Source organism: Lachnoclostridium phocaeense, assembly GCF_959599685.1.
GTDB lineage: Bacteria > Bacillota > Clostridia > Lachnospirales > Lachnospiraceae > Claveliimonas > Claveliimonas monacensis.
In genome coordinates, this window is the sequence record NZ_CAUGIN010000012.1 from 24,687 (window position 1) to 49,945 (window position 25,259).

At 48.7% G+C, this 25,259-nt stretch carries 26 protein-coding genes; all 26 read right to left on the bottom strand.

From position 1 onward, the window contains the following. Positions 1-27: 27 nt before the first annotated feature. Entirely contained in the window at positions 28-753 is a 726-nt protein-coding gene (locus tag Q5911_RS07220; RefSeq protein WP_076780823.1) for an AAA family ATPase, read from the bottom strand. Between the two features lie 307 nt (positions 754-1,060). Then, positions 1,061-1,255, bottom strand: a complete 195-nt coding sequence (locus Q5911_RS07225; RefSeq protein ID WP_076777335.1) for a hypothetical protein — start codon at positions 1,253-1,255, stop codon at positions 1,061-1,063. A gap of 132 nt (positions 1,256-1,387) precedes the next feature. After that, the gene (locus Q5911_RS07230; RefSeq protein ID WP_076780821.1) at positions 1,388-1,804 is read right to left on the bottom strand and encodes a pyridoxamine 5'-phosphate oxidase family protein; all 417 of its coding nucleotides are present in this window, start codon (positions 1,802-1,804) and stop codon (positions 1,388-1,390) included. Positions 1,805-1,997: 193 nt separating this feature from the next. Then, the gene (locus tag Q5911_RS07235; protein ID WP_303182046.1) at positions 1,998-2,468 is read right to left on the bottom strand and encodes a hypothetical protein; all 471 of its coding nucleotides are present in this window, start codon (positions 2,466-2,468) and stop codon (positions 1,998-2,000) included. Beyond that, positions 2,465-2,917 (bottom strand): DUF3990 domain-containing protein, encoded by a 453-nt coding sequence (locus tag Q5911_RS07240; RefSeq protein ID WP_303182049.1) that lies wholly within the window; start codon positions 2,915-2,917, stop codon positions 2,465-2,467. Before Q5911_RS07240 ends, Q5911_RS07235 begins: the two co-directional genes overlap by 4 nt. Positions 2,918-2,939: 22 nt before the next feature. Then, positions 2,940-3,293 carry a DUF3784 domain-containing protein gene (locus Q5911_RS07245; protein WP_083582496.1) on the bottom strand — a complete coding sequence of 118 codons (354 nt, stop codon included), beginning with the start codon at positions 3,291-3,293 and terminating at the stop codon, positions 2,940-2,942. A gap of 190 nt (positions 3,294-3,483) precedes the next feature. Further along, a complete protein-coding gene (gene rlmH / locus Q5911_RS07250) occupies positions 3,484-3,963 on the bottom strand; it encodes a 23S rRNA (pseudouridine(1915)-N(3))-methyltransferase RlmH (RefSeq protein ID WP_303182053.1) in 480 nt (159 codons plus the stop codon). Positions 3,964-4,095: 132 nt separating this feature from the next. After that, positions 4,096-5,484 (bottom strand): NADPH-dependent glutamate synthase, encoded by a 1,389-nt coding sequence (gene gltA, locus Q5911_RS07255; protein WP_281725460.1) that lies wholly within the window; start codon positions 5,482-5,484, stop codon positions 4,096-4,098. After that, complete coding sequence (locus Q5911_RS07260) at positions 5,484-6,371, bottom strand: sulfide/dihydroorotate dehydrogenase-like FAD/NAD-binding protein (RefSeq protein ID WP_076777329.1); 888 nt, start codon at positions 6,369-6,371, stop codon at positions 5,484-5,486. The genes gltA and Q5911_RS07260 overlap by 1 nt, the downstream gene beginning before the upstream one ends. A gap of 159 nt (positions 6,372-6,530) precedes the next feature. Continuing rightward, the gene (locus Q5911_RS07265) at positions 6,531-7,712 is read right to left on the bottom strand and encodes an iron-containing alcohol dehydrogenase (protein ID WP_281725461.1); all 1,182 of its coding nucleotides are present in this window, start codon (positions 7,710-7,712) and stop codon (positions 6,531-6,533) included. Between the two features lie 192 nt (positions 7,713-7,904). Further along, positions 7,905-8,642 carry a tyrosine-type recombinase/integrase gene (locus Q5911_RS07270; protein ID WP_076777327.1) on the bottom strand — a complete coding sequence of 246 codons (738 nt, stop codon included), beginning with the start codon at positions 8,640-8,642 and terminating at the stop codon, positions 7,905-7,907. Positions 8,643-8,695: 53 nt separating this feature from the next. Beyond that, the gene (locus Q5911_RS07275; RefSeq protein WP_303182055.1) at positions 8,696-9,238 is read right to left on the bottom strand and encodes a stage II sporulation protein M; all 543 of its coding nucleotides are present in this window, start codon (positions 9,236-9,238) and stop codon (positions 8,696-8,698) included. Positions 9,239-9,304: 66 nt separating this feature from the next. Continuing rightward, positions 9,305-9,847 carry an NUDIX domain-containing protein gene (locus tag Q5911_RS07280; protein ID WP_303182056.1) on the bottom strand — a complete coding sequence of 181 codons (543 nt, stop codon included), beginning with the start codon at positions 9,845-9,847 and terminating at the stop codon, positions 9,305-9,307. A 91-nt stretch (positions 9,848-9,938) separates the two neighbouring features. Continuing rightward, positions 9,939-11,492, bottom strand: a complete 1,554-nt coding sequence (rny, locus tag Q5911_RS07285) for a ribonuclease Y (RefSeq protein ID WP_303182057.1) — start codon at positions 11,490-11,492, stop codon at positions 9,939-9,941. A 72-nt stretch (positions 11,493-11,564) separates the two neighbouring features. Then, positions 11,565-12,182, bottom strand: a complete 618-nt coding sequence (locus Q5911_RS07290; RefSeq protein ID WP_303182059.1) for a regulatory protein RecX — start codon at positions 12,180-12,182, stop codon at positions 11,565-11,567. Between the two features lie 3 nt (positions 12,183-12,185). After that, positions 12,186-13,223 (bottom strand): recombinase RecA, encoded by a 1,038-nt coding sequence (recA, locus tag Q5911_RS07295; protein WP_303182061.1) that lies wholly within the window; start codon positions 13,221-13,223, stop codon positions 12,186-12,188. A gap of 322 nt (positions 13,224-13,545) precedes the next feature. After that, a complete protein-coding gene (locus Q5911_RS07300) occupies positions 13,546-14,559 on the bottom strand; it encodes a GH25 family lysozyme (RefSeq protein WP_303182063.1) in 1,014 nt (337 codons plus the stop codon). Between the two features lie 99 nt (positions 14,560-14,658). Continuing rightward, positions 14,659-15,981 (bottom strand): chitobiase/beta-hexosaminidase C-terminal domain-containing protein, encoded by a 1,323-nt coding sequence (locus Q5911_RS07305; RefSeq protein WP_303182065.1) that lies wholly within the window; start codon positions 15,979-15,981, stop codon positions 14,659-14,661. Positions 15,982-16,037: 56 nt separating this feature from the next. After that, complete coding sequence (locus tag Q5911_RS07310) at positions 16,038-17,708, bottom strand: formate--tetrahydrofolate ligase (RefSeq protein ID WP_076777319.1); 1,671 nt, start codon at positions 17,706-17,708, stop codon at positions 16,038-16,040. A gap of 55 nt (positions 17,709-17,763) precedes the next feature. Next, a complete protein-coding gene (locus Q5911_RS07315; protein ID WP_303182068.1) occupies positions 17,764-20,259 on the bottom strand; it encodes an FtsK/SpoIIIE family DNA translocase in 2,496 nt (831 codons plus the stop codon). Positions 20,260-20,425: 166 nt separating this feature from the next. Beyond that, positions 20,426-21,154 carry a ClpP family protease gene (locus tag Q5911_RS07320; RefSeq protein ID WP_076777317.1) on the bottom strand — a complete coding sequence of 243 codons (729 nt, stop codon included), beginning with the start codon at positions 21,152-21,154 and terminating at the stop codon, positions 20,426-20,428. 53 nt (positions 21,155-21,207) lie between these two features. Next, positions 21,208-22,488 carry an O-acetylhomoserine aminocarboxypropyltransferase/cysteine synthase family protein gene (locus tag Q5911_RS07325; protein ID WP_076777316.1) on the bottom strand — a complete coding sequence of 427 codons (1,281 nt, stop codon included), beginning with the start codon at positions 22,486-22,488 and terminating at the stop codon, positions 21,208-21,210. Between the two features lie 22 nt (positions 22,489-22,510). Continuing rightward, the gene (locus tag Q5911_RS07330) at positions 22,511-23,275 is read right to left on the bottom strand and encodes a CFI-box-CTERM domain-containing protein (RefSeq protein ID WP_303182071.1); all 765 of its coding nucleotides are present in this window, start codon (positions 23,273-23,275) and stop codon (positions 22,511-22,513) included. 12 nt (positions 23,276-23,287) lie between these two features. After that, positions 23,288-24,019, bottom strand: coding sequence for a YebC/PmpR family DNA-binding transcriptional regulator (locus tag Q5911_RS07335; protein WP_076777315.1), 732 nt, complete (start codon positions 24,017-24,019; stop codon positions 23,288-23,290). A 47-nt stretch (positions 24,020-24,066) separates the two neighbouring features. Continuing rightward, positions 24,067-24,867, bottom strand: coding sequence for a hemolysin family protein (locus tag Q5911_RS07340; protein ID WP_281725467.1), 801 nt, complete (start codon positions 24,865-24,867; stop codon positions 24,067-24,069). Positions 24,868-24,897: 30 nt separating this feature from the next. Next, positions 24,898-25,245: a type II toxin-antitoxin system PemK/MazF family toxin gene (locus Q5911_RS07345; protein WP_076777313.1), complete on the bottom strand. Its 348-nt coding sequence runs from the start codon at positions 25,243-25,245 to the stop codon at positions 24,898-24,900. Between the last annotated feature and the right edge of the window lie 14 nt (positions 25,246-25,259).

A 25,259-nucleotide genomic window follows, 5' to 3' on the forward strand; every position in this document is an offset into this window, starting at 1 on the left:
CTCCACAATTCCAGGTTTTCTGATTCTTTATAAGCTGTCCCTCTTTAATAGTCTGTCCAGTAATAAAAGTCTATTGTTTATGAACATTTCTGTAACTTGATAACTTTCTGTTTCCTCGTACTCACATAAATGTATTCTTCCATTGTCAAAACTGTATATATCGGCATCGGGTATCCCTAATAGAATGGGGGAATGCGTAACTATAAAAAACTGTGCCCCTTCCTTTGCGCACCTATGTATTTCCATTAACAATGTAAGCTGTCTCTGAGGAGACAATGCTGCTTCCGGCTCATCAAAAAGATATAAACCATTTGCCCGCAGATTATTCTGCGCTAGTGCCAGGAAACTCTCTCCATGTGACATTTTGTGATATTTAGCTGAGGGGTGACTTGCATCTGCATACTCCTCTTCCTGCGTTGCAACATTATAGAAGCTTTCAGCCCTAAGGAAATAGCCCCATTTTTCTTTCCTGTATCCTCTGGAAATGGTTATTGCATCATACAATTCTGAGTGCGTATCATATGTAGAAAAAACATAATTCTTTGTTCCACCTTCTGGATTAAATCCATAGGCTACAGCAAGGGCTTCCAGTAATGTTGATTTACCACTGCCATTTTCTCCAACAAAAAAAGTAACCGGCTTATTAAAATCAAGTCTCTCAATTCCCTTAAACGCTTCTATTTTCTTCAAGTAACTGTTGTTATCAATTTTATCCCAATTGAAAATCACCCTTTGTATAAACTGATTATTCATCGAGCCACCTTCTCTCCTGGAAAACGAAATTTCCAGTTCATGCAAATATAAAGGATCAATATCAATATAATCTTGTGTGCAGATAAATTCCAAGTTGTCAAGCCACTTTAGCTTATTATAACACTCTCTGTATTTCCCTGTCATTTTATTTCTCACTCATACAAAAAGGGAGTGGAACTTCACCTGTCCACTCTCTTCCAAATCCATATAAATACGCCAATCCCTACTTATTATATTTCATCATTGTACACCCGAATATTCCATCGATATAATTCTTCATCCTCTGCATTAAGCGAAAATGTCCCTGTCACCTTGGATATCGGTATTCCATAAGAAGCGCATATATACTGCCATATTCTTTTTCAGAAAGCATCCCGCCCCTATAATCAGAATATGCTTGACGGGATAATTCGTCTAATTCTTGTCTATTCTCTATTCCTGTTTTTTTCACTCTCTCCAAATAATTGATCGCCTTATCAGAAAATCTTTTATCATAGTTCACTTCATATCATCCTTCACAAAATTCTATTTGCTTTTGTCTAGTTTGCTAAACTGATTTTTTCATAAGTTCTTCTAACATTTCCAATCATATAATGAACATTTATCACTTGCCATACAAACCGAAAACCGAAGACTAAAACTCATACCTTATTCCATGTGAAAGTAACAGTCCATCTGTTAATTCTATGCATAAAATTATAGTATTCTCATCATCAAAATCATTATGTCCATTGTCGATCCACTCAGAAAACACATTTTTCAATTTGTCGGCAATCCAATTATTTTCCTCTTTACCAAAATATCCCAAATTGATACTCTTTCCATGTGCCGTGAACCATTCACCAGCTATTGCAACAGTAGAGTTGCTTTCCATTTGCTTCATTTTATTTGAAAGTGCATATGTAATAATATAAAATGCACCATTCTCATAATAAGCATTTACATAACGCGCAAAGGGTACCTCATTTTCCACTGTTGCCAATGCAATGATTGTATCTTTTCCAAATCGTTCCGCCATTATTTTTTCAGCGTCTTCACTTAATTTTTTCACAAGCTCATCCCCCTTACCCATTCAAATCAGCCGACTGATTTTTCTTCATTATACCATTCGTTTATTTCCCTGTCATTTCATTTCTAGTTCCTACGAAAAGAGAGCGGAACACCATCTGTCCACTCTCTTTCCAAATACTTTACATGCCTTACTATCTCACACCATATCACTTCCAAATGCGATCATCTGCTCTTTAAAATCCTCCATTATTATAGGCTCTTGTTATTACATAAGACGGTTCATAATATGCACTGCTGTTGTAATTATCAATCGTGTCACATATTTCATCATTATATACTCGGATCATTCCATCAATATAGTCTTCCTCCGGCTGTAGCGTTGACAGAATCAGTCTTGTATATACTTTCCCCATCTGTATTTCTGATGGGATCTCGTCTACCAGTTCCAAATCCACATTCGTTATATCAAAATTTCCTTTTACCAGCTTATACTCTTCAATCCATTCATCTTCAATTTTCAGAGGATTCTCACAATGGAGTACATTAGCCAGGCTGATCAGACGCACCCACTCATCTTTCGTTATAGAATTAACAACATATTTGTTTTTCTGATGCAATTTCCTTGCAACACGTTCTATCATATAACATAGAAAATAAAGATCATTCTCGGTTATCTGCTCTTCCGGGAAAAATTTGTTTGTCATAGCGAATAACTCCCTTCAAATTTGATAGTCTGTAATGCCTTCTCTGTACAGAATACAATCCGATGTGTCGGATACTTAAACTTAACCAGTTCCCAGAAAGCCTCTTTCGAAATTTGTTCAGTCATATAATCCTCAACATAATCCCAGATTGTATCATCCGCCATTGGTCCCTCAACAATGTCATAATCATGTTTTAAACCGAGCCGACAGTTTACAACAAATTGCAGCCACTCCTCTGTCATCTCACTAAACTTTTTTATGTTCAGGTCCTTATCAGGTAAATATTCATAAAAACTCACAATATGCTTTCTTCGTTTTGTCAAAGCCCAGCGTTTTGCCTGCTTTTCTAAAATTGTACAGTAAAAACCGTATCCAAAATCTTTGTAAAAACCATTTCCCAATATCTGCGGTTCTTGGACTATAACATTGCTTCCATGATATAAAATCATATACTTTTTACTCCTTTACAAGTTAGGATTTGTACTGACGATATTTTTTAGAATTTATCTTTGGTATTATAATTGATAGAATAATCATTATTGCAATTATACCAAGTCCAACACATAAAATATAATCATTGTGATTAAAGCTCCCATATAATAAAAGAAATGCTCCTATTCCACAGAAAACAACACATTTTCCAAACAAATGACATATTGCTTTTTCATTGTATGCTGCTTTTTCTTCTTTACTCATTGTATTCCATCCAGCAAGAAACCAAGTACCCTTTTGATTATAAATATTCACGCCCCATACTACTGCACCCAAAGAAATTGCCAATGTAAGTACTATCTCAAAGAAATTCATACTTTCAACTCCTTTCATAAAAACACCTTGATAACTTCCAATCTGTCGTCCCAGTTTACTTCATTATACCATTCGTTTATTTCCCTGTCATTGTCTTTCTTACCCATACAAAAAGAGCGGAACATCATCTGTCCACTCTCTTTCCAAATCATTTATAAATTATCCATTACCTCACGCCATATCGCACCCAACTGCGAAAAAACCGCACTTATTTATGATATGGTGATCCACTGATGATCCTGTAACTCCGATACACCTGCTCCAGCAGGATCACCCGCATAAGCTGATGCGGGAATGTCATTTTTGAAAAACTGAGTGCATAGTCAGACCTTGACAGCACTTCTTTTCCCAGGCCTATGGAGCCGCCGATCACAAAGGCTATGCTGCTCTTTCCCGCAAGTCCAAGGGAGTTGATCTTCTCTGCCAGCTCCTCGGAGGAGAGCATCTTGCCGCCAATCTCCAGAGTGACCACATACATATCATCTTTTATGTACTTCAGGATCCGCTCTCCTTCTTTTGCCCTGATCCCCTCCTCTACAGTCTCGCTGGCCTGGTCCGGTGTCTTCTCATCTGCCACCTCAATGATCTCCAGCTTACAATATCGGCTAAGGCGCTTGCTGTATTCGGCAATGGCATCCTTCAGATATTTTTCTTTTATTTTCCCCACTGTGATCAATGTGATCTTCATCTGCTCTGTTCCTCCTTAAGCGCCTGACTTTCCGGGACAACACCTGAAATCCAGTATATACAAAAGGGAGAGGCCCGGTACAAACCCGATCCCTCTCCCGATCAGCTCTTTTCTTATACTGCCTTTTACTTTTTATTTCTGTGACAGCAGCTCGTGGATACCTTTGGCTCCTGCTTTTCCTGCGCCCATGGCAAGGATAACTGTGGCTGCTCCTGTCACTGCATCTCCGCCGGCAAATACACAGGCTTTGGAAGTCTGTCCGTTCTCTTCCTCAGCCACGATACATCTTCTCCTGTTTGTCTCCAGACCCTCTGTAGTAGAAGCGATCAGCGGATTCGGAGATGTTCCAAGAGACATGATCACTGTATCTACCTCAATCTCGTATTCGGATCCCGGGATCTCGATGGGGCGGCGTCTTCCAGATGCATCCGGCTCACCAAGCTCCATCTTGATTACTTTCATGCCTTTTACCCAGCCGTTTTCATCTACGAGGATTTCTTTTGGATTTGTCAACAGGTTAAAGATAACGCCCTCTTCTTTTGCGTGGTGAACTTCCTCTACTCTGGCCGGAAGTTCTGCCTCGCTCCTGCGGTATACAACATGTACTTCAGCACCCAGGCGAAGCGCTGTCCTGGCTGCATCCATAGCCACGTTTCCACCGCCCACAACAGCCACTTTCTTGCCGGCCGCGATGGGTGTATCGTAAGAATCGTCAAACGCCTTCATCAGATTGCTTCTTGTCAGGTACTCATTGGCTGAGAACACGCCGTTGGCTGTCTCTCCCGGAATGCCCATGAACATGGGAAGTCCTGCTCCGGAACCGATAAATACAGCCTCGAAATTCTCTTCTTCCATCAGCTGGTCAATTGTTGTGGATTTTCCGATCACAACATTTGTCTCAAACTTAACGCCCAGCTCTTTTACTTTCTCGATCTCTTTCTTCACAACCTTTTCTTTTGGAAGACGGAACTCAGGAATGCCGTACACAAGCACGCCTCCAAGCTCATGGAGAGCCTCAAATACAGTCACCTCATATCCCAGCTTGGCAAGATCGCCGGCGCAGGTAAGACCTGACGGGCCGGAACCGATGACAGCTACTTTATGTCCGTTCATCTTCTCGGCTTTCTGGGGCTTGATATCATTTTCAAGGGCATAGTCAGCCACAAAACGCTCCAGCTTTCCGATGGAGACGGGATCTCCCTTAATGCCCCTGACACATTTGCACTCGCACTGGGACTCCTGCGGACATACACGTCCACAAATCGCCGGCAGGGCAGAGGACTCACCGATCACCTTGTATGCGCCCTCAATATCGCCGTCTTTTACCTTTGAGATAAATCCCGGGATATTGATAGATACCGGACATCCCTGGATACACTTTGCATTCTTACAGTTGAGGCAGCGAGCTGCTTCCTCCATTGCCTCTTCTTTATTATATCCGTAACATACTTCCTCAAAGTTTGTCGCCCTTACTTTCGCATCCTGCTCTCTGACAGGAACTCTTTTAAACATATCAGCCATTATTCGTCACCTCCACAGTTGCCGCATCCGCCATGATGGGTATCGCCTTCCTGCAATTTCAGCATCGCACGGCCCTCCTGGGTCTTGTACATCTGCTGTCTCTTCATGGCCTCGTCAAAATTCACAAGATGTCCATCAAACTCCGGACCATCTACACAGGCAAATTTGATCTCATCGCCCACGTGAAGACGACAGGCGCCGCACATTCCTGTTCCGTCTACCATGATGGGATTCATGCTGACAACAGTCGGGATCCCCAGTTTCTTTGTGAGCAGACAGGTGAATTTCATCATGATCACCGGTCCAATGGCAACACAGAGGTCATACTTATTGCCTCCATTTACCAGCTCCTCGATCATGCTTGTGACCATGCCTGCATGTCCATATGTGCCGTCATCTGTACATGGATAGTAATTCCCGGACACAGCCTTCATCTCATCTTCCAGAATGAGCATATCTTTTGTCTTGGCTCCGATGATGACATCTGCGTCAACACCATGCTCTTTCAGCCATTTTACCTGGGGATAGACAGGGGCAGAACCCACGCCGCCTCCCACAAAGAGGATCTTTTTCTGCTTCAGGCTCTCTATATCTTCATGGACTAATTCAGAGGGACATCCGAGGGGTCCTGTGAAGTCCTGAAAAGCATCCCCTGCCTTCAGAGCTGCAAATTTCTCTGTAGATGCACCAACCGTCTGGAATACAATGGTGATGGTCCCTTCCTCTCTGTCATAGTCGCAGATCGTCAGAGGAATTCTTTCTCCCTTTTCATCCAATTTCACTATCACAAACTGCCCTGGCTCACAGTGCCTTGCGACACGCGGCGCCTCTACATCCATAAGATAGATCTTATCAGCCAGTTTTTCAGCTTTCCGTATCTTATACATCTCGCATCCTCCTAATCATCAAACTTATTTTATAATAATCCAAATATGGAGAAATAGCAATGATTTATCCCTTATTTTGTTTTAATAATTTAAAATGAGACAGGCGCCTTTTGGAGGGCGCCCGTCCGCATGATCTTGTATAGCTGCTGTAAGATTATTTTAGAAGTCAACTTCTGTTCCATAATATGTACATGTGAGCAGTTTCTCCATGGCAGCCGGATCAATGGCACGCGGATTGGAACCTGTACATGCATCGCCCACAGCCAGCTCTGCAATATTCGCAACTTTCTCTTTGAACTCATCTTCATTGATGCCGAACTCTTTCAGCGTCTTCGGAATGTTCAGTCTGACATTGAACTCATCGATCTTCTCACACAGACTGTTGATGAGCGCTTTCTCAGATGTTCCCGGCAGTCCCATTCTCCGGGCGATCTCTGCATATCTCTTGGCCGCTGTCGCATCCTTTGCGTTGTACTTGATCACGTAGGGCAGATAGATAGCGTTTGCGCAGCCGTGCGGAATATGTCCTGTGGAGAAGGCAGCCCCTGTCTTGTGTGCCATAGAGTGAACAATGCCGAGGAGTGCATTGGAGAATGCCATTCCGGCCAGGCACTGTGCATAGTGCATCTGCTCTCTCGCCTCCATGTTGCAGTTGTAGGATGCAGGCAGATAATCCAGCACCATCTCAATCGCCTGCAGTGCAAGAGGATCTGTAAATGGTCCGTGGAGTGTGGACACATATGCCTCGATGGCATGTGTCAGCGCGTCCATACCTGTGTATGCAACCTGTTTTACCGGAAGTCCGGCTACCAGATCCGGATCAACAATGGCGATATCCGGTGTGATATTGAAGTCAGCCAGCGGGTACTTCACACCAGTCTGATAGTTTGTGATAACGGAAAATGCTGTCACCTCTGTAGCCGTTCCTGATGTAGAGGGGATAGCTGCAAATTTTGCTTTCTGTCTCAGTTCCGGGAAGTTAAAGGGAACGCAGAGATCCTCGAAAGTTGTATCCGGATACTCATAGAAAGCCCACATGGCTTTTGCAGCGTCAATGGGTGATCCTCCGCCCATGGCAACGATCCAGTCCGGCTCAAAAGCTCTCATTGCCTCTGCACCTTTCATAACAGTCTCAACAGACGGATCCGGCTCCACGCCTTCAAATGTCTGAACTTCCATACCGGCTTCCTTCAGATAATTGACCGCTCTGTCCAAAAAACCCTGACGCTTCATGGAACCGCCGCCCACTACAAGGATCGCTTTTTTGCCTTTCAGGTTTTTCAGTTCCTCCAGGCTTCCCTTTCCGTGATAAATGTCTCTTGGTAAACAAAATCTGCTCATTGTTCCTGCATCTCCTTTTCTGTGATTTGCTGTTTTGATTCAGCTTTGTTAATTATTTATCAATATTATAACTCTATTCTTGCGTACATGCAACAGGTTTCACACATATTTTCATTTTTCTCACATACATATAACAAGACCGGCCGTCTGCCGACTGCCGGTCCTTTACAAGAACTTTCTTGTTTGCTTTTATTAAGAATGACGGAGCATACTGGGAGTAATTGTCCCCTCAATACCAGCCTTGGCTGCATACCCCTTCAGAATCTTCCAGAATCCCTGACGGCTCATCTTCCTGCCGCTGATATTGGGGAAGAGCACATCTGATCCATGTCCCTTCAGCAGAGGCTCGCGTCCATTTTTCAAATACGCTTTCATAGCCTTCAGTGCCTGTTTGTCGATCGGATATGCGTTCTGGTTTCCAGGGAAATGACACTGCAGATACCCCATCTCCAGATTCACATCCTGTATCTTAAGACTTACGAGCTCTTCCACCATGATACCTGTGGAATACAGCAGTTCGATCATAGCCTTGTCCCGCAGAAGCTTGGGAGTCTTCCCGTTGGGAACAGCAAGAACCTTCTCCACGTCTTCCTTTGTGGCACTCTTGGGCTCTCTGCGCTCAATCTTCGGACTGGTCAGCCCCTCTGATACGTCTTCTTTTATATATTTTTTCTTAAACAGATAGTTAAAAAATCCCTTGATCGAAGCTACGTTTCTCGATATGGTCGTATTGGTGAGCTTCTGCTTCTCCATGTGAAGCATATAGGAATTTAGATTTGTCGCAGTAATCTGCCCCACTTCATGAATTCCCTGCGAGTCGAGGTAACGGACAAGCTTCATAAGGTCACGCCTGTATGCCATCTCCGTGTTCAGAGAAATTCCCTTCACTTCTTTTAAATACTCTACATACTCTAATACTATTTTTTCCATACTTTTTATCTCCCATCGTATACTCTAAATTATACGAAGAAATAACAAAAAAATCAAATTGTTTTTAGAAATATTTTCAGAAAAATCGGAGTTAAATAACTTTCCGATATAATTCCAACTCCAATCGTCAGAATAGTACCTATGGTTTTAGCAGAATTCCATGCTGAGCCCGGATAGGAGTAAAAATACCAGAGGACAATCCCGTACCCCGCTATATAAAATGAGGCCTGCGGAAGTATGGCTGCCAGGCAGAACACGATCCCCATCGGGCCCATCTTGATCACTGCTGCTGTGAAAAAGAGGCCGCCGAGGAAGCCTGTCCAGACCAATGCTGCAGACACGATCCACCTGCGTATCCTCTTCATCTGACCCAATAGCGCGATGACCGCCAGCAGCCCGGTGCGGACTGACAGTATATACCAGAAATAGTCCTGCGTCTGGATTTCCGCCTGGGCGTACTGTTCCAGGAAATAATCACTGAATATTCCTGTTGCCAGTATGTAATCCCGCGCCCCCATGTTGGCGTACAGGATCCCTGCCACAAAACCTGTCAGACATAAAAACAGGAATATCCTCCCGTGACCGCGCATACCCACTCTTCCTTCCTCCTGTCGCAAAGATATTTCATTATATGCCCGTGAGGAAGAAATATGCCCTCTGTCCTACTCTTTATTGTACTTTACCGCATATGCGAGAATAGCTGCCACTGTCTTTGAGTCCTGTATCTCTCCTGCGAATATTTTCTCTTTCAGTTCTGCCAGCGTGCAGGCCTGCAGATCTATAAATTCATCCTCGTCCAGGTGCTGCTTTGAAGGGATCAGATCTCTGGCTGCAAAGACCTCTATCCTCTCATTGCAGAACGCCACGGTTGTCCGAAGCACAAGCAGAGGCTCCAGGTGCTCACACCGGTATCCGGTCTCCTCCTCCAGCTCCCTGGAGGCACAGACAATCCCCTCTTCATGGGGATCGTCCAGTTTTCCGGCAGGAATCTCCAGCGTATATCTGTCAAGCGCATTTCTGTACTGTTTTACCATCAGTATCCTCCCGTCCGAAAGTACAGGTATCACTGCCGCTGCGCCGTCATGATGGATATAGTCCCATTTGGCCGTGTGCCCGTCCGGGAACTGGACTGTATCCTGGTAGACATTGATCACGGCTCCCTCATATGCCAGTTTTCGATCTATTCTTGTTATCTCTTTACTCATACTTTTCTCCTTTCGCTTTTACTGCTTTCATCAGATCTTCCGCAAAAAAAGACCAGCCTTTTAAGGCTGGTCTTCTGCTTTCGGTTTACATTTATTTGGCGTAATCTGTCACCCTGGATTCCCGGATAACATTCACCTTTATCTGCCCCGGATATTCCAGCTCATATTCAATCTGCTTGGAAATATCCCTAGCCAGTAATACCATATCTGCATCAGATACTTGCTCTGGAACTACCATAATACGAATCTCTCTACCTGCCTGAATAGCAAAAGATTTTTCAACACCCTTGAACTGGTTGCTGATATCTTCTAATTGTTTTAACCTGTTTGTGTATGTCTCAATCGTCTCTCTTCTCGCACCCGGTCTTGCCGCAGAGATCGTGTCTGCCGCCTGGACAATGCATGCGATCAGGGATTCCGGCTCAACATCGCCGTGATGTGCTTCCACTGCATTGATAACGGTCGGTGATTCTTTGTACTTTCTGCACAGTTCAACACCGATCTGAATGTGTGATCCTTCCACATCGTGGTCAATGGATTTGCCAATATCATGTAAAAGCCCTGCCCGCTTCGCAATGCGGACATCCAGTCCGATCTCCCCTGCGAGAAGCCCTGACAGCTGCGCAACTTCTATAGAATGTTTCAGCGCATTCTGTCCATAGCTGGTCCGGAATTTCATTCTTCCCAGAAGCCGTATCAGTTCCGGATGAATTCCGTGTACACCGACTTCAAGCGCCGCCGCCTCTCCTTCCTCACGGATCACTGCTTCTACTTCTTTCTGGGCCTTCTCCACCATCTCCTCAATTCTTGCCGGATGAATACGCCCGTCCACGATCAGCTTTTCCAGTGCGATCCTTGCAACTTCACGTCTGATCGGATCGAACCCGGATAATACAACCGCTTCGGGTGTATCGTCAATGATCAGCTCTACACCGGTGAGTGTTTCCAAAGTACGGATATTTCTTCCTTCACGTCCGATGATCCGCCCTTTCATCTCGTCACTGGGGAGCTGCACGACTGAAATCGTAGTTTCTGCCACATGATCAGCAGCGCATCTCTGGATGGCGGTGACAACGTATTCTTTCGCCTTCTTGTCCGCCTCCTCTTTTGCCTGCGCTTCCAACTCTTTGATCATTTTCGCAGTGTCATGTTTAACATCTTCTTCAACAGTTTTTAACAGATATTCTTTTGCCTGTTCGGAGGTTAGTCCTGAGATTCTTTCTAGTTCCTGTACTCTTTGTCTGCTCAGCTCCTCTACTTTCGCTTCGCGAGCTTTGAGCTGTTCTTCCTTTGCTGTAAACCCTGCTTCTCGTTTCTCCATGGCATCGGACCTTTTGTCCAAAGCCTCCTCCTTGGAGAGGACTCTCTTTTCATAACGCTGTAACTCTGCTCTTCTTTCTTTTGTTTCTTTCTCGAGCTCATTCTTTGTTCTGATAGATTCTTCCTTAATTTCCAAGAGGGATTCCTTTTTCTTGGCCTCTGCTGTCTTGACCGCGTCATCAATGATCTCGCGAGCCTTTGTCTCCGCACTTCCAATCTTTGACTCTGCATTGTTCTTCAGATTGGAGACTGTCACGAAATGACTGATAACCGCTGCTGCTATCACGAGAACCACAGCCACAGCAATGATTATAACATTCGGCACAGGAGCACCTCCTTATTAAATTTTCATTGTACAAATACAACAGTTAAATTTTATACTGTTTTCACAAAGATGTCAAGCATTCCAGTCAGAAACTTGTATCACTTGACGGACGTCCTCATAGCGGAAGCCTTTGCGCACAAGATAGGCGCATATTTTCTGCTTTTCCTGGGGTGTTGAACGCTCCGGATCATAGTGCTTTTTCTCCGCCAAACGCCGGATCGCCTCCTTTGCGTCGTCCTGTGTATAGGACTTTTCAAGTGCCTCCTGTGCCTGCTCCCTGGAAAGTCCCTTTCTGAGGAGGAAGGCCTGCAGCTCCGCCCTGCTCTTCTGTCCTTTGCGGCTGGCCACGATATGGTCCGCCAGACGTCTGTCATCCACATAGCCGAAAGACTTCACATAGGAAAGGGCATTTTCTACGATCTCCTCCGGGTATCCGCCGTCTGCCAGCTTCTTTCGCAGTGCTTCCTCCGAGCGGTCCGACATCTCCAAAAGCTTCATAGCCCGCATTCGGGCACGTTTTATGAGCATGTCACGGATATCCCCGTACTCTTTTTCTCCCAGGGGATATCCTTCCCGTATATGATAGTGGGACAGCTCGCCTTTGTATAAAACAAAGGCAGGCTGTCCGTCAAGATACACTCTGTATTTGGATTTCGATCCGAACATGGCTTCTATCTGTGTGACTGTCATCTTCTATTCCTCTGCCTCAGAGCTCTCCGCAGTCTCTTTTTCACTTCCGTCGATATGATAGTAAGCCCTCACTTTCGCCTCCAGCTCAGCCATCACCTCCGGATGCTCCGTCAGATAACTCTTGGCATTCTCTCTTCCCTGTCCGATCTTATCCCCATTGTAGGCATACCAGGCACCGCTCTTGCTGACAAGGTTAATGCCTGTGGCAAGATCCAGTATGTCTCCCTCCCGGGAAATTCCTTTTCCGAACATGATATCAAACTCTGCCTCTTTGAAGGGAGGTGCGATCTTGTTCTTCACGATCTTCACGCGCACGTGGTTTCCTACGATCTCTCCGCCCTGCTTCAGAGTCTCGGTCCTTCTCACATCCATGCGGACGGAAGCGTAGAACTTCAGCGCGCGTCCGCCTGTCGTGGTCTCTGGATTGCCAAACATAACGCCAACTTTCTCCCTGAGCTGGTTGATAAAGATCACCACACAGTTGGACTTGCTGATGACAGGAGTCAGCTTTCTCAGCGCCTGGGACATAAGTCTCGCCTGCAGGCCAACATGGCTGTCTCCCATATCTCCCTCTATCTCCTGTCTGGGCACAAGAGCGGCCACAGAGTCAATGACAATGATATCCATAGCTCCGGAGCGGACCATGGTCTCTGCAATTTCCAGTGCCTGGTCACCGCTGTCCGGCTGGGAAATATAAAGTTCATCAATGTCCACGCCAATATTCTTTGCGTACACCGGATCAAGGGCATGCTCCGCATCAATGAAACCTGCTATGCCTCCCCGCTTCTGCACTTCCGCGATCATATGCAGAGCCACGGTGGTCTTACCACTGGACTCCGGTCCATACACCTCAACCACACGGCCTCTGGGCACACCGCCAAGCCCCAGCGCGAGATCCAGGCTCAGAGAGCCTGTCGGTATGGTCTCCACATGGACCTGGGCCTTCGGATCGCCCAGCTTCATGACCGTGCCTTTCCCAAAATCTTTTTCAAGTTTTGCTATAGCGGCATCCAGTGCCTTCTTCTTATCTTCACTTGCCATAATCTCTTTCTCCTTATCAACACGAACGGATGTTCGCTCCTATGTACAATATAGTATTATAGTTACCCCCAAATGTCAATAAAGTTTTGACATTTTCTTTTTCTTCCGTCTGTCTTATTCTCTGTTCTGTGGAGCTCCGGAATTATGCCGCGCGATCACGCGCAGAAGACGCAGCAGTGCACTGCCGGTCAGAAATAAGATATACTGCCGGAATGAATTTCCGGCTGATCTGTAAACTGAGTATATCACAAGATTTCCCTATATGTCAACTCTGTTTTTAAAGCCAGAAGGCAGACAGCGGAGGTATATTCCTCCGCCGCTTTTAATGAGAATTCAGCCAGGACTGCCAGGCGGAAACCGTCTTCGGCCCCATACTGCCATCCCGGGCAACACCCAGAAAGGCCTGCATATGAAGGACCGTATCCCGCCCGGCCCAGCCGTCCACGGCCGCGCCGAATGCTCTCTGCATGGCCCGGACCATCTCTGAGCCGGGGCCATAACCTGTCTTCAGAAACTGCCAGCATCCCTCATAGGCAGAATGAAGGTACTTTTTGTTGGACATTGGCTGAAAACTCACAATTCCGTCTGCCACTGTCCCAAAATACTCCTGTGTCCTCCGGACTGTAGCCGGCCCGAAAGAGCCATCTACTTTCAGTTTTCCCGCATTCCCCGGTTTTACTGCCGGGGGAACGGACGGCTCCCCGCCGGCTTTGCCCGGACTGGCATACCGATCCCAGGCCGCCTCATCCATGTAGGCAATGTTCAGATCCAGATTGCCGCTATATCCATCCAGTCTTCCCGTGGAGCTGTACTGATAGACTGCCATTGCAGGGAAGGCGCCCATTCCCTTCTCATCTGTCCAGGGGGATTCCTGATATCCTGTAGGATCACTGTCTGCATACTGGGCGCACCACAGTCCATAGTCTCCGCCGGCTACGGCGCTCCAGTCGTATGTCCTGCACACGCTTTTACTCATATAGATCAGCGCCTTGACTCCTGTCAGTTCCCTGAGAGAGTCCAGAAACTCCAGCGCATAGGCAGGCCCTCTCTCCACGGCTCTCCCCTCCCAGTCCAAAGCCAAAAGAGACGTTCCCACATAGCCTTTGATCTGTCTGTAGAAGTAAGCTGCCTCTTCCCTGCCGGAGCTTTTTCCTGTGGCGTAGTGATACACACCTGTCTTTCTTCCTAATCCAAGCGCTGTCTGTATAAATCCATCACAGTATCTGTCCACAAAGCCGGTCCCTTCCGTGGCCTTGCAGATCACAAAGTCAAACGGAACCCTGGCAAGGTCGATGCCTGCCTGGTGGTTGCTGATATCGATACCTTTCATGCTCATCTGATCAGCTCTTTTTTATTTCGTCACATTATTTTATGCAGTTTCGCCTGTTTTTGACAAATATAGCGGAGGCAGTCTGTCTGCCTCCGCCGTCAGATACTAGTTCAGCACCAGCTCATAATTTCTTGTTGTAACACCTGTCAGCCTTCCCTTGCCATTGACCAGCACTGCTTTGAAAATGGTATTTCCCTCCGGCATGTCAATGGGGCCTGTATACTTCGTGGATTTTTCCGTAGGATCACTTTTGTCCATCGTATAGTAGGCTGTGTAGCCCTCCGGTACCTGAATTACGATCTGTGTCTGCTGCTCGTACTGACCCGTGGAGGGTGTCACTGCCGGCGCATCCTCTATAGGGAATTCCACTGTGTACTCTTTTACCACCGGAAGACTGGGAATGCCGGCTGCATTTACAGAGATAGCAGATACTGTGGTTGTTCCTTCCGGGATCTGGATCGGTTCTGAGTACTTCTGACTGGATGTGTCCGGGTCACTGCCATCGGTGGTATAATAGATAGCTTCCCCGTCAGACTCCAGAGACAGCTGCTGTACATCGTCGAACACTTCGCTGTCATCCAGGCTGAACGTCGGACCTTCTGAGACATACTCGCTCAGCTCGCTCCGCACATCCTCCGGGGCGTCTTCCAGGATTGCAGACACCTCCTGCGGCTGTTCTGTATCTACATAAAAAGCAATGCACGCCTCGTAGACAGGCACTTCGTCCGGATAGGACTCCAGGGCATTCAGAAACAGCTTCTCAGCTCCGTCCTCATCATCCCTGGCAAGATACACTTTGGAGAGAGCTGTGTAAGCCTCTCCCCGCTTCGGCTCCTTGTCCACTGCACGGTTAAAAAAGTTTTCCGCCTCCTCGTAGTTTCCTTCCGAGAAAGCCCGGTTTCCCTGCCTGATCTGTCCTGCATAGGAATTCCGGTACAGGAAAAAGACCGCAGCGGCCAGCGCCGCGATCAAAATAATAAACCCGATAATGATCTTTCTTCTCAGTCTCTTTTTCATTTCCCGCTTTTTTTCTGCCATCCGGCGCCGTCTCTCCCGGTCCGGATTCATATTCCCGGTTCCCTGGGAAGCCCGTCTTCCCGCGGTACCGGTACCGCGGGAGACCCGCCCGGTTCCAAAAGTCCGGGCGGTCTTTCCGCTCATGGCAGATGTATGGCGCATGCTGCGTGTCTGCTCTTTTTTCCTTCGCTCCGCTCTCTGCGCCTCTCCCCTGCGCAGATCAGATGTATAGGATTGCTCGTAATCGTAATCATCCAGAGGCCTCTCACCTCCGTCAATTCCTCCCTTTACCTGAGCTGTAAGGACATCGTCAAGAGGATTATAGTCCGGCACGATGCGGATTTCCCTGCCGCATCTTTTACAGTACAGCTCACCGTCCGGTATCTCATAGCCGCAGTTTGTGCACCTCATCTTGCGATACCCCCTATTATTATACTACTTTCCCACTGGGGCATTTTTATCTCTCCTTAAAACAGTCCTGTAATGTGCCCGTCTTCTGATACGTCGATGCCGTTGGCCGCAGGCACCCTCGGGAGGCCCGGCATAGTCATGACAGCTCCTGTGAGGGCTACTACAAATCCCGCGCCGGCATTCACATAGACCTCTCTGATATGGATATCAAAGTCTTCCGGACGGCCCAGCCTTGTGGCATCGTCGGACAGAGAGTACTGATTTTTCGCCATGCAGACAGGGAGATTGCCAAATCCCATGCCCTCGATCTTAGCCAGCTGCTTTTCTGCCGCAGGGTCATAGACCACTCCCCTTGCACCGTAGATCTCTCTTGCGATGGTCTCGATCTTAGCCTTCAGACAGAGATCATCTTCGTACAATGTATGGAAATGGCTCTCTTTGTTCTCCAGAGTCTCCAGCACCTTCTCCGCCAGGGCAATGCCGCCCTCTCCGCCTTTCTCCCAGACTTCTGACAGGGCAAACTCGCATCCCCTCTCCTCGCAGAAGCGGCGAACGTAAGCAATCTCTTCCTCTGTATCTGTGACAAAGGAGTTGAGCGTTACAATGACAGGTACATCATATTTCTGTACATTTTCTATATGTTTCTCAAGATTTACAATTCCTTTTGCAAGCGCTTCCAGATTCTCTCCGGACAGCTGATCTTTTGCAACTCCTCCATTATACTTCAAAGCCCGGACAGTTGCAACCAAAACTACTGCATCCGGTTTAAAACCTGCCATGCGGCACTTGATATCCATGAATTTTTCAGCGCCAAGGTCCGCACCGAAGCCTGCTTCGGTGATGGTAATGTCACTCAGCTTCAGGGCCATCCGTGTGGCGCGCACGCTGTTACAGCCGTGGGCGATGTTTGCAAAAGGTCCGCCGTGCACAAGAGCCGGTGTGTGCTCCAGAGTCTGGATAAGATTGGGCTTAATGGCGTCCTTCAGAAGCGCTGCCATGGCTCCTGTGGCGTGGAGATCATCTGCTGTTACAGGCTCCCCTTTGAAATTGTAGGCTACGATGATCCTTCCCAGCCTTTCTTTTAAGTCCTTAATATCATCTGCCAGGCAGAGGATAGCCATGATCTCAGATGCAACGGTGATGACAAAGTGGTCCTCCCTCACCATACCGTCGGCTTTTCTGCCAAGTCCGATGACAATGTTCCGGAGGTTTCTGTCGTTCATGTCCAGACACCTCTTCCAGACAACCTGTCTCGGATCGATCCCCAGCTCATTTCCCTGCTGGATGTGGTTGTCCAGGAGGGCGGCCAGCAGGTTGTTGGCAGAAGTAATAGCATGGAAATCACCTGTAAAGTGCAGGTTCAGATCCTCCATGGGAACCACCTGGGCATACCCGCCTCCGGCAGCTCCGCCCTTAATGCCAAAGCAGGGGCCAAGGGAAGGCTCTCTGAGGGCGATGATGGCTTTCCGGCCAAGCTTTGCCATGGCCTGTCCCAGTCCCACGGTAGTGGTCGTCTTTCCCTCTCCGGCGGGAGTGGGATTGATGGCGGTCACAAGGACGAGCTTCCCGTCCTTTCTGTCCTTGATCTCTTCCCAGAGTTCATCAGAGAGTTTTGCTTTGTACTTTCCGTAGAACTCCAGGTCCTCCTCCGGGATACCGATGGTGGCAGCCACATCTTTGATGTGCATCATTTCTGCTTCCTGCGCGATCTGAATATCTGATTTCATACGATCCATTCCTTTCCTTTTGTATTTTATTTTCAAAGACACACTGTGTCTTTTCTCACATGTTTTCTTCTATGTAGGCTTCAAATTCTTCCATGGACATCAGCACTTTCCGGGGTTTTGTCCCCTCCTCAGACCCTACCACGCCGGCCTCACAAAGCTGGTCCATGATCCTGGCCGCCCGGTTAAAACCTATGCGGAACATGCGCTGCAGCATGCCGATGGAAGCCTTTTCTTTTTCGATGATAAATCTTCCCGCCTCCGCAAAGTAGGCGTCTCTTCCGTCTCCTCCGGCAGAAGCGTCGCCGGAAGGAGCACTCCCTAAGCTGGAGGCAGTGGAATTGACTTCCGTGACAATCTCCTCACTGTAGGAGGCCTCGCCGTTCTGTTTCTTCAAATATTCCACCACAGCCTGCACTTCTTTGTCGGAAACAAAAGCTCCCTGAACCCGAGCCGGTTTCTGGTAGCCGGATGGGTAAAAGAGCATATCTCCCTTGCCCAGCAGCTTCTCCGCCCCATTCATGTCAATGATAGTCCGTGAATCCACTCCGGATGACACGGAGAAAGCAATCCGGGAGGGCATGTTGGCCTTGATCAGTCCGGTGATAACATTGACTGAAGGCCTCTGGGTAGCTACTACCAGGTGAATGCCTGCCGCCCTGGCAAGCTGGGCCAGCCGGCAGATAGCTTCCTCCACCTCCCCGGGCGCAACCATCATAAGATCCGCCAGCTCGTCCACAATGATGACGATCTGGGGCAGCTTTCCAGGCTTTCCTTCCCTCTCCTCCGGGGTCATATTCTCCGTCTTCTCGTTAAATCCCTTGATATCCCTGACATTGTATTTTGCAAAAAGCTCATAGCGCTTCATCATCTCCGCCACAGCCCAGTTCAGAGCGCCGGCCGCCTTCTTGGGATCTGTCACCACAGGGATCATAAGATGAGGAATGCCGTTATAAACGCTCAGCTCCACCACCTTGGGATCGATCATGATGAGCTTCACATCCTCCGGGGAAGCCTTGTACAGGATACTGATGATCATGGTGTTGATGCAGACGGATTTTCCCGAACCGGTAGCTCCCGCCACGAGAAGGTGGGGCATCTTCGCAATGTCCGCCACCACAGGCTTGCCGGCAATATCCCGCCCTGCCGCAAAGGCGATGGCGGACTTGCTGTTCTTAAATTCTCCTGACTCAAGAAGGTCCCTCAGGTGCACCACCGCGTTCTCCTTGTTGGGCACCTCGATGCCCACCGCCGCTTTTCCGGGGATAGGCGCCTCGATCCGGATATCTGCCGCTGCCAGGTTCAGCTTAATGTCGTCTGTAAGTCCCACGATCTTGCTGACCTTTACCCCCTGCTCGGGCTGCAGCTCATAGCGCGTCACCGCAGGGCCGCAGCTGACATTGGTGATGGTCACGTTGACGCCGAAATTGTGAAGGGTCTCCTGCAGCTTTCTGGCGGTCTCCCGCAGATGAGCATCCGAGTCTCCCCCTGTATTCTTCCCTTTCGTCAAAAGAGAGATGGGGGGCGTCCTGTACTCCTTCTTCGGAGCCGCATCCGCCTCGGCGGCCATCTGTCCTACCTGGGCAGCCTCCATGGCCACAGCCTCGGCCCCCATCTTAGTCCTGCGGGGCTTTTTCTCCTCTGCGGCAGCGGTCTCCCCGGAGATCTCCGGCTGTTCTTCCCGAACAGTCTCCTCAGGCATCTGTGCCCGGTTGATCACAAAGGACGGTTCCTCCGCCTGTACTGCCTCTTTTGTCTCCTCAAAGGGCAGCTCCATGTCTGCCGCCTCCTGGGCAAACAGATCCTCCCCTGCAGGGGGCGTGATCTCTTTTACATCGGGAGACTTTCCTTTCTCTCCCAGAGTCGTGTCAAAGGAGACGCCGGAAACATGTCTGTCTTTGCGGCGAAGGCTCTCCTTTTCTTCCTTCTCCAGGGCTTTTGCCTCTTTCTTAGCCTCCTCCAGCTCCCTCTGGGCCTCTTTCTGGCGGATCATCCGCCTTGTCTGGGCCAGCTCCTTGCGTCTGGCCGCGTCTTCTCTGGCTCTTCCGTAGGCCTGTCCGCCTCTCTCCTTCACGCCCTTGAGGGCTGACTTTCCGGTAATGATCACAGCACAGATGATCATCAGGATCACGTCCACCACATAAGTGCCTGCCGTCCCTATGGCTGGAACAAGAACGCCTGTGACCGCTCCGCCAAGGATTCCTCCTTCCTCCAGGAGCAGCTCCAGGAATGTCGTAATAAGGACAAACAGCAGGATGGCCGCGCCTGTCTTTACATAGGCCGCTTTATTCCCCCTGTTGGACAGGACGAAGGTCACAGCCCCAAACAGCAGGAATGGAACAAGGTATGTACTGTAACCAAAGAGATCAAACAGGACAGCGGATACAGCCCCTCCTGCGGCCCCTCCAAGCCCGAAGATGCTGAGCAGAAGAAGGATGCTCGCTGCCAGCGTCAGCCAGATGATGATCTCATCCGCCACAAAGCTCTGCTGAACATTATTCTTTTTTCTCCCCGTTGTCTTCTTTCTTCTTCCGGTCCGTGACTTAGATGCCATTTTCTCTCCCCCTTGTTGTTTCTTACCTGTATACTCTGCGGCAGGCCTCTCCCTTATCAATGCCTGTGGCAGAAAAAGCCGGGCCGCATTTTTCAAAGCGGCCGACTATCATATGCATATACATTCTTAGTATAACATTTCAAAAAAAAACTGTCATCAGCTATTTTCATGGTTTTTCCCTGCCGGATCTTCTCAAATCTATCATTTCATGCAATTTCCCCAGTGCGTCGGAAAGTCCCCCCACCTCGTCGATAAGGCCTTCGCGTACAGCCTCCTCCCCCTCCAGGAGAGTCCCCACATCCTTCACAAGCTGAGTGGAATTGAGCATCAGCTCCTCGATCCGCTCCTGGCTCATGTGGGAGTGCCTGGCCAGAAATCCTGTGATCCGATCCTGCGTCCTCTCCATATTTCGGAAACTCTGCATGACACCGATGAACATGCCGCTGCTGCGCACCGGATGGATGATCATGGTACCGCTGGGCACAATAAATGAGTAGTCCGCTGAGACAGCCAAAGGTCCGCCGATAGAATGGCTTCCTCCCAGCACAAGTGAGACCGTAGGCTTGCTCAAAGAGGCGATCACCTCCGCAATGGAGAGCCCCGCTTCCACGTCTCCTCCCAGTGTATTCAAAAGGATGAGCAGCCCGTCAATGCCGGGACTGTCCTCAATCTCCGCCAGCATGGGTAGCAGATGTTCATATTTTGTCGCCTTGGTGTTCCCTGACACCGCCTCGTGGCCTTCTATCTCCCCTATGATAGTGATCAGCTTGATCCTGTGGGGATCTCCCCCCTGCCCGTCTCCCTCTTCCAGATCCACGGTGCCCATCTCTTTGATCTCTTCATTTTTCTCTTCCTGGGTTTTCTCCGCCTCGCTGCTTTGTCCTTTTATCTCCATAAAAAAGCACCTCCATAATAATTAGTATGGAAGTGCCTTTCTGTTTTTATGCATTAAATCTGGGCAAGCGCCTGCTCTACATCGGCGATAATATCCTCTGCGTTCTCGATTCCAACGCTGAAGCGGATCAGTTCAGGCTGTACACCTGCCTCCCGCAGCTCCTGGTCATTCATCTGACGGTGGGTATGGCTTGCCGGGTGCAGGACACAGGTCCTGGCATCAGCCACATGGGTCACGATGGCTGCCAGTTTCAGATGATCCATCATCTTCTCCGCAGCAGCTCTTCCGCCCTTCAGTCCAAAGGTGAGGACACCGCATGTGCCGCCGGGCATGTATTTCTGTGCCAGCTCATAGTAGGGATCTCCCTCCATGGACGGGCAATGTACCCAGTCTACCTTTTCATGGTCTTTCAGATAGCGTGCCACCTTCAGAGCATTCTCACAGTGTCTGGGCACACGCAGATGCAGGGTCTCCAGGCCGATGTTCAGAAGGAAGGCATTCTGGGGAGACTGTATGGATCCCAGATCACGCATGAGCTGGGCTGTCGCCTTTGTGATGTAGGCACCCTTTCCGAATTTCTGCGTGTATACGATCCCGTGGTATGTCTCGTCGGGCGTGGTAAGTCCCGGGAACTTCTCTGCATGAGCCTCCCAGTCAAAGTTTCCGCTGTCAATAATAGCTCCGCCCACGCAGGTAGCATGACCGTCCATGTATTTTGTGGTGGAGTGAGTCACAATGTCAGCTCCCCACTCAAAAGGCCTGCAGTTGATGGGCGTGGCAAATGTATTGTCCACGATCAGCGGTACCCCGTGGGCATGAGCTGCCTTTGCAAATTTCTCAATGTCAAGGACAACAAGAGCAGGATTCGCGATAGTCTCACCAAAGACCGCCTTTGTGTTGTCCTGGAACGCCGCGTTCAGCTCCTCCTCGGTGCAGTCCGGGTCTACAAAGGTCGCCTCCACGCCCATCTTCTTGATGGTGTGGGCATACAGGTTGTATGTACCTCCGTAGAGGGCGGAAGCGCACACAATGTGGTCTCCCTGCTGGGCAATGTTCATGACAGCGTAAAAGCTGGCCGCCTGTCCGGAGGAGGTCAGCATGCCCGCATATCCTCCTTCCAGGTCGCAGATCTTGGCTGCCACAGCGTCGTTGGTGGGGTTCTGGAGTCGTGTGTAGAAATAGCCTGACTCCTCCAGGTCAAAAAGTCTTCCCATCTGCTCGCTTGTCTCGTATTTGAATGTTGTGCTCTGGTAAATGGGAAGAACTCTCGGCTCCCCGTTCTTCGGTGTGTATCCGGACTGGATACATTTTGTCTCTATCCTGTAATCGCTCATGTTTCCTTCCTTTCCTGCTTTTCTATGAAAACAAATATTTTTTCTCCAGATCCTCCACCATGGACGCATACACTTCCCTGCACTCCTCCATCTCGTCCGCCCGGATCAGCTCAATGCAGCGTCGCAGATAAGAACTGTATATATCGTCGTATATCCGGGCCGCATCCTCCTGCCTGTTGATGCGGTTGACAATGGTAGGAGCCACATTGTAGTACTCCTCCACGATCCGCTCTCCCTCTTCTGTGGAGCTTAGATAGTGGTCTCTGTAATCCCGCAGAAGGTTCAGCTCATAGCAGTTGTCCCCCTGGTTCCTGCTGGCGCAGACAGCCGTTGTGATGTAACAGGGGTGGGACTTAAAGCCGCTTTGTAGGCTCTCAAAGTCGGAGCGGCTGATCTTCATGGTCACCGGAGGCTCATTCCACCTCTCCACCATCCGGTCGATGACTCTGCTGCAGTACACATTTTTAGCGTAATCCAGCACAGGAATGACAAATGTGACCATCGTCATATTGTAGTCAATCTGCAGTCCTTCCTTCTTATTTTTGCTCTTTACGCTCTCGATCTGTCCGTGGGCATAATCGGGGATCGCACCCGCCAGTGTCTCCACCGCTTTTTCCTGATCGTCAGCTTTCTCGCAAGCCTCAGCAATATCTGCCACCAGTCCTCTGTGCTTCTCATAGCATTCCTTAAAGGTGTCTGCGTAGAGCTTTCTCTTAAAAAACTGACGGTAATCCTGCATCTCCACAAAAAAATCAATTAACTTCTGCTGTAATGCTTCCAATTCCATAGTACATCCCGCCTACATATCCCAGTTATGGTATACATTCTGCACATCGTCATCATCGTCCAGAAGATCCAGTGTCTTCTGGATGTTCTGAATATCCTTCTCGTCAGACAGTTCCACCCAGGTCTGAGGGATCATCGTCACTTCCGCCTGAGCCATGGGGATGCCCGCCTCTTCCAGTGCAAGACGCACACCGCTGAAATCATCTGGATCTGTGATGATCTCATAGCTGTCCTCTTCCTCGGCAAAGTCCTCGGCGCCTGCATCCAGAGCCTGCATCATCAGCTCGTCGGGATCTCCCTCGTACTCTTCTTTTGCCACAAGGATCTGTCCTTTCCTGTCAAACATAAAGGACACACATCCGGGAGTTCCCACGTTTCCGCTGCCCTTTGTAAATGCGCTCTTTACGTTGGAGGCTGTACGGTTTTTATTGTCCGTCAGCGTCTCCACGATGATGGCTGTGCCGCCGGGGCCGTATCCCTCATATGTAATGTGCTCGTAGTTGGACGCATCTGCATCCCCTACAGCCTTTTTGATATTTCTCTCAATGGTATCGTTGGGCATATTGTTGGCCTTCGCCTTGGCGATCACGTCCCGCAGCCTGCTGTTGTTGGCCGGATCCGCGCTGCCGCCTTCCTTGATAGCCACTACAAGTTCCTTCCCTATCTTTGTAAAGATCTTCCCTTTTGCCGCATCATTTTTTTCTTTCTTATGCTTAATATTGGCAAATTTTGAATGTCCTGACATTTTTCTCTCTCCTTGTATCTTCTATAATTCGCACTTTTTCTATTTTATCACTCCCCGTCCGTTTTTTCAATCCTGACTGACTGGATGGCATTATTATCAACCTTCAGTACGGTAAACCTGTATCCTTCAAACTCCACCACACAGTGCTCGTCCTCCCCGGGGATCCGGTCCAGCTGGCCGGTCAGGAAGCCGTTGAGAGTTTCATACTCCTCCGTATCCAGAGAAATGCCCAGCATATCTTCCAGGTCTTCCAGGTCTGCAAACCCGCTTGCCGTCACTGAGCCGTCTGCCTGTCTGATGATGGTCTCCTCCTCCTCATCGTACTCGTCCAGGATATTGCCCATGATCTCCTCCAGGATATCCTCCATAGCCACGAGCCCTGAAGTCTGTCCGTACTCGTCCAGCACGATGACCAAATGCTTCTTTTTGGCCTGCATTTCTTTAAAAAGTGTATCAATGCTCTTGGACTCCGGTATAAAAGTGACCGGACGTATGTACTCTTTCAGCTCACTAACCGGCTTGTCCCGCAGCTCCTCATTCATGTAGCAGACCATAGCTTCCCGCAGATGCATGGTACCGATGATCTCATCGATATCTTCGTGGTAGATGGGGAAACGGGAATGATTTTCCTCCAGCATAAACTTCAGTGCGTCTTCCAGTGTCTCTTCCCCGTCAATGGCCACAATGTCTCTTCTGTGGGTCATGATATCCCTGGCATCTTTATCCATATACCGGAAAATGTTCCGGATGAGCTCCGTTGCCTCCTGGTCCAGCTCAGGCTTTTCCTTCAGGCCCTCGTCCTCCTGAAACATCTGTTTCATCCTCTGAAACAAGCTTCCTTCTTCCATAATCTCTTCTCTATCGCTCCTTTACTGTGTCTATGTATGAAGCTCAAAGCTGATCTTCAGCGCTTCATCTACTTTATCCATGAGTTCCCTGTCAAGATGGCAGACCATATCCTTCAGCCTGCGCTTATCGATGGTGCGGATCTGTTCCAACAAAATGACCGAGTTCTTGACGATCCGGTATCTGCTGGCATCGATCTCCACATGGGTGGGCAGTTTTGCCTTGTTCATGCGGGATGTAATGGCGGCACAGATGACAGTAGGGCTGTGCCTGTTCCCAATATTGTTCTGTATGATCAGCACCGGGCGGACCCCGCCCTGCTCAGAGCCCACCACAGGGCTCAGATCTGCATAATAAATATCACCGCGTTTTACCTGCACTTTTTGTCACACTC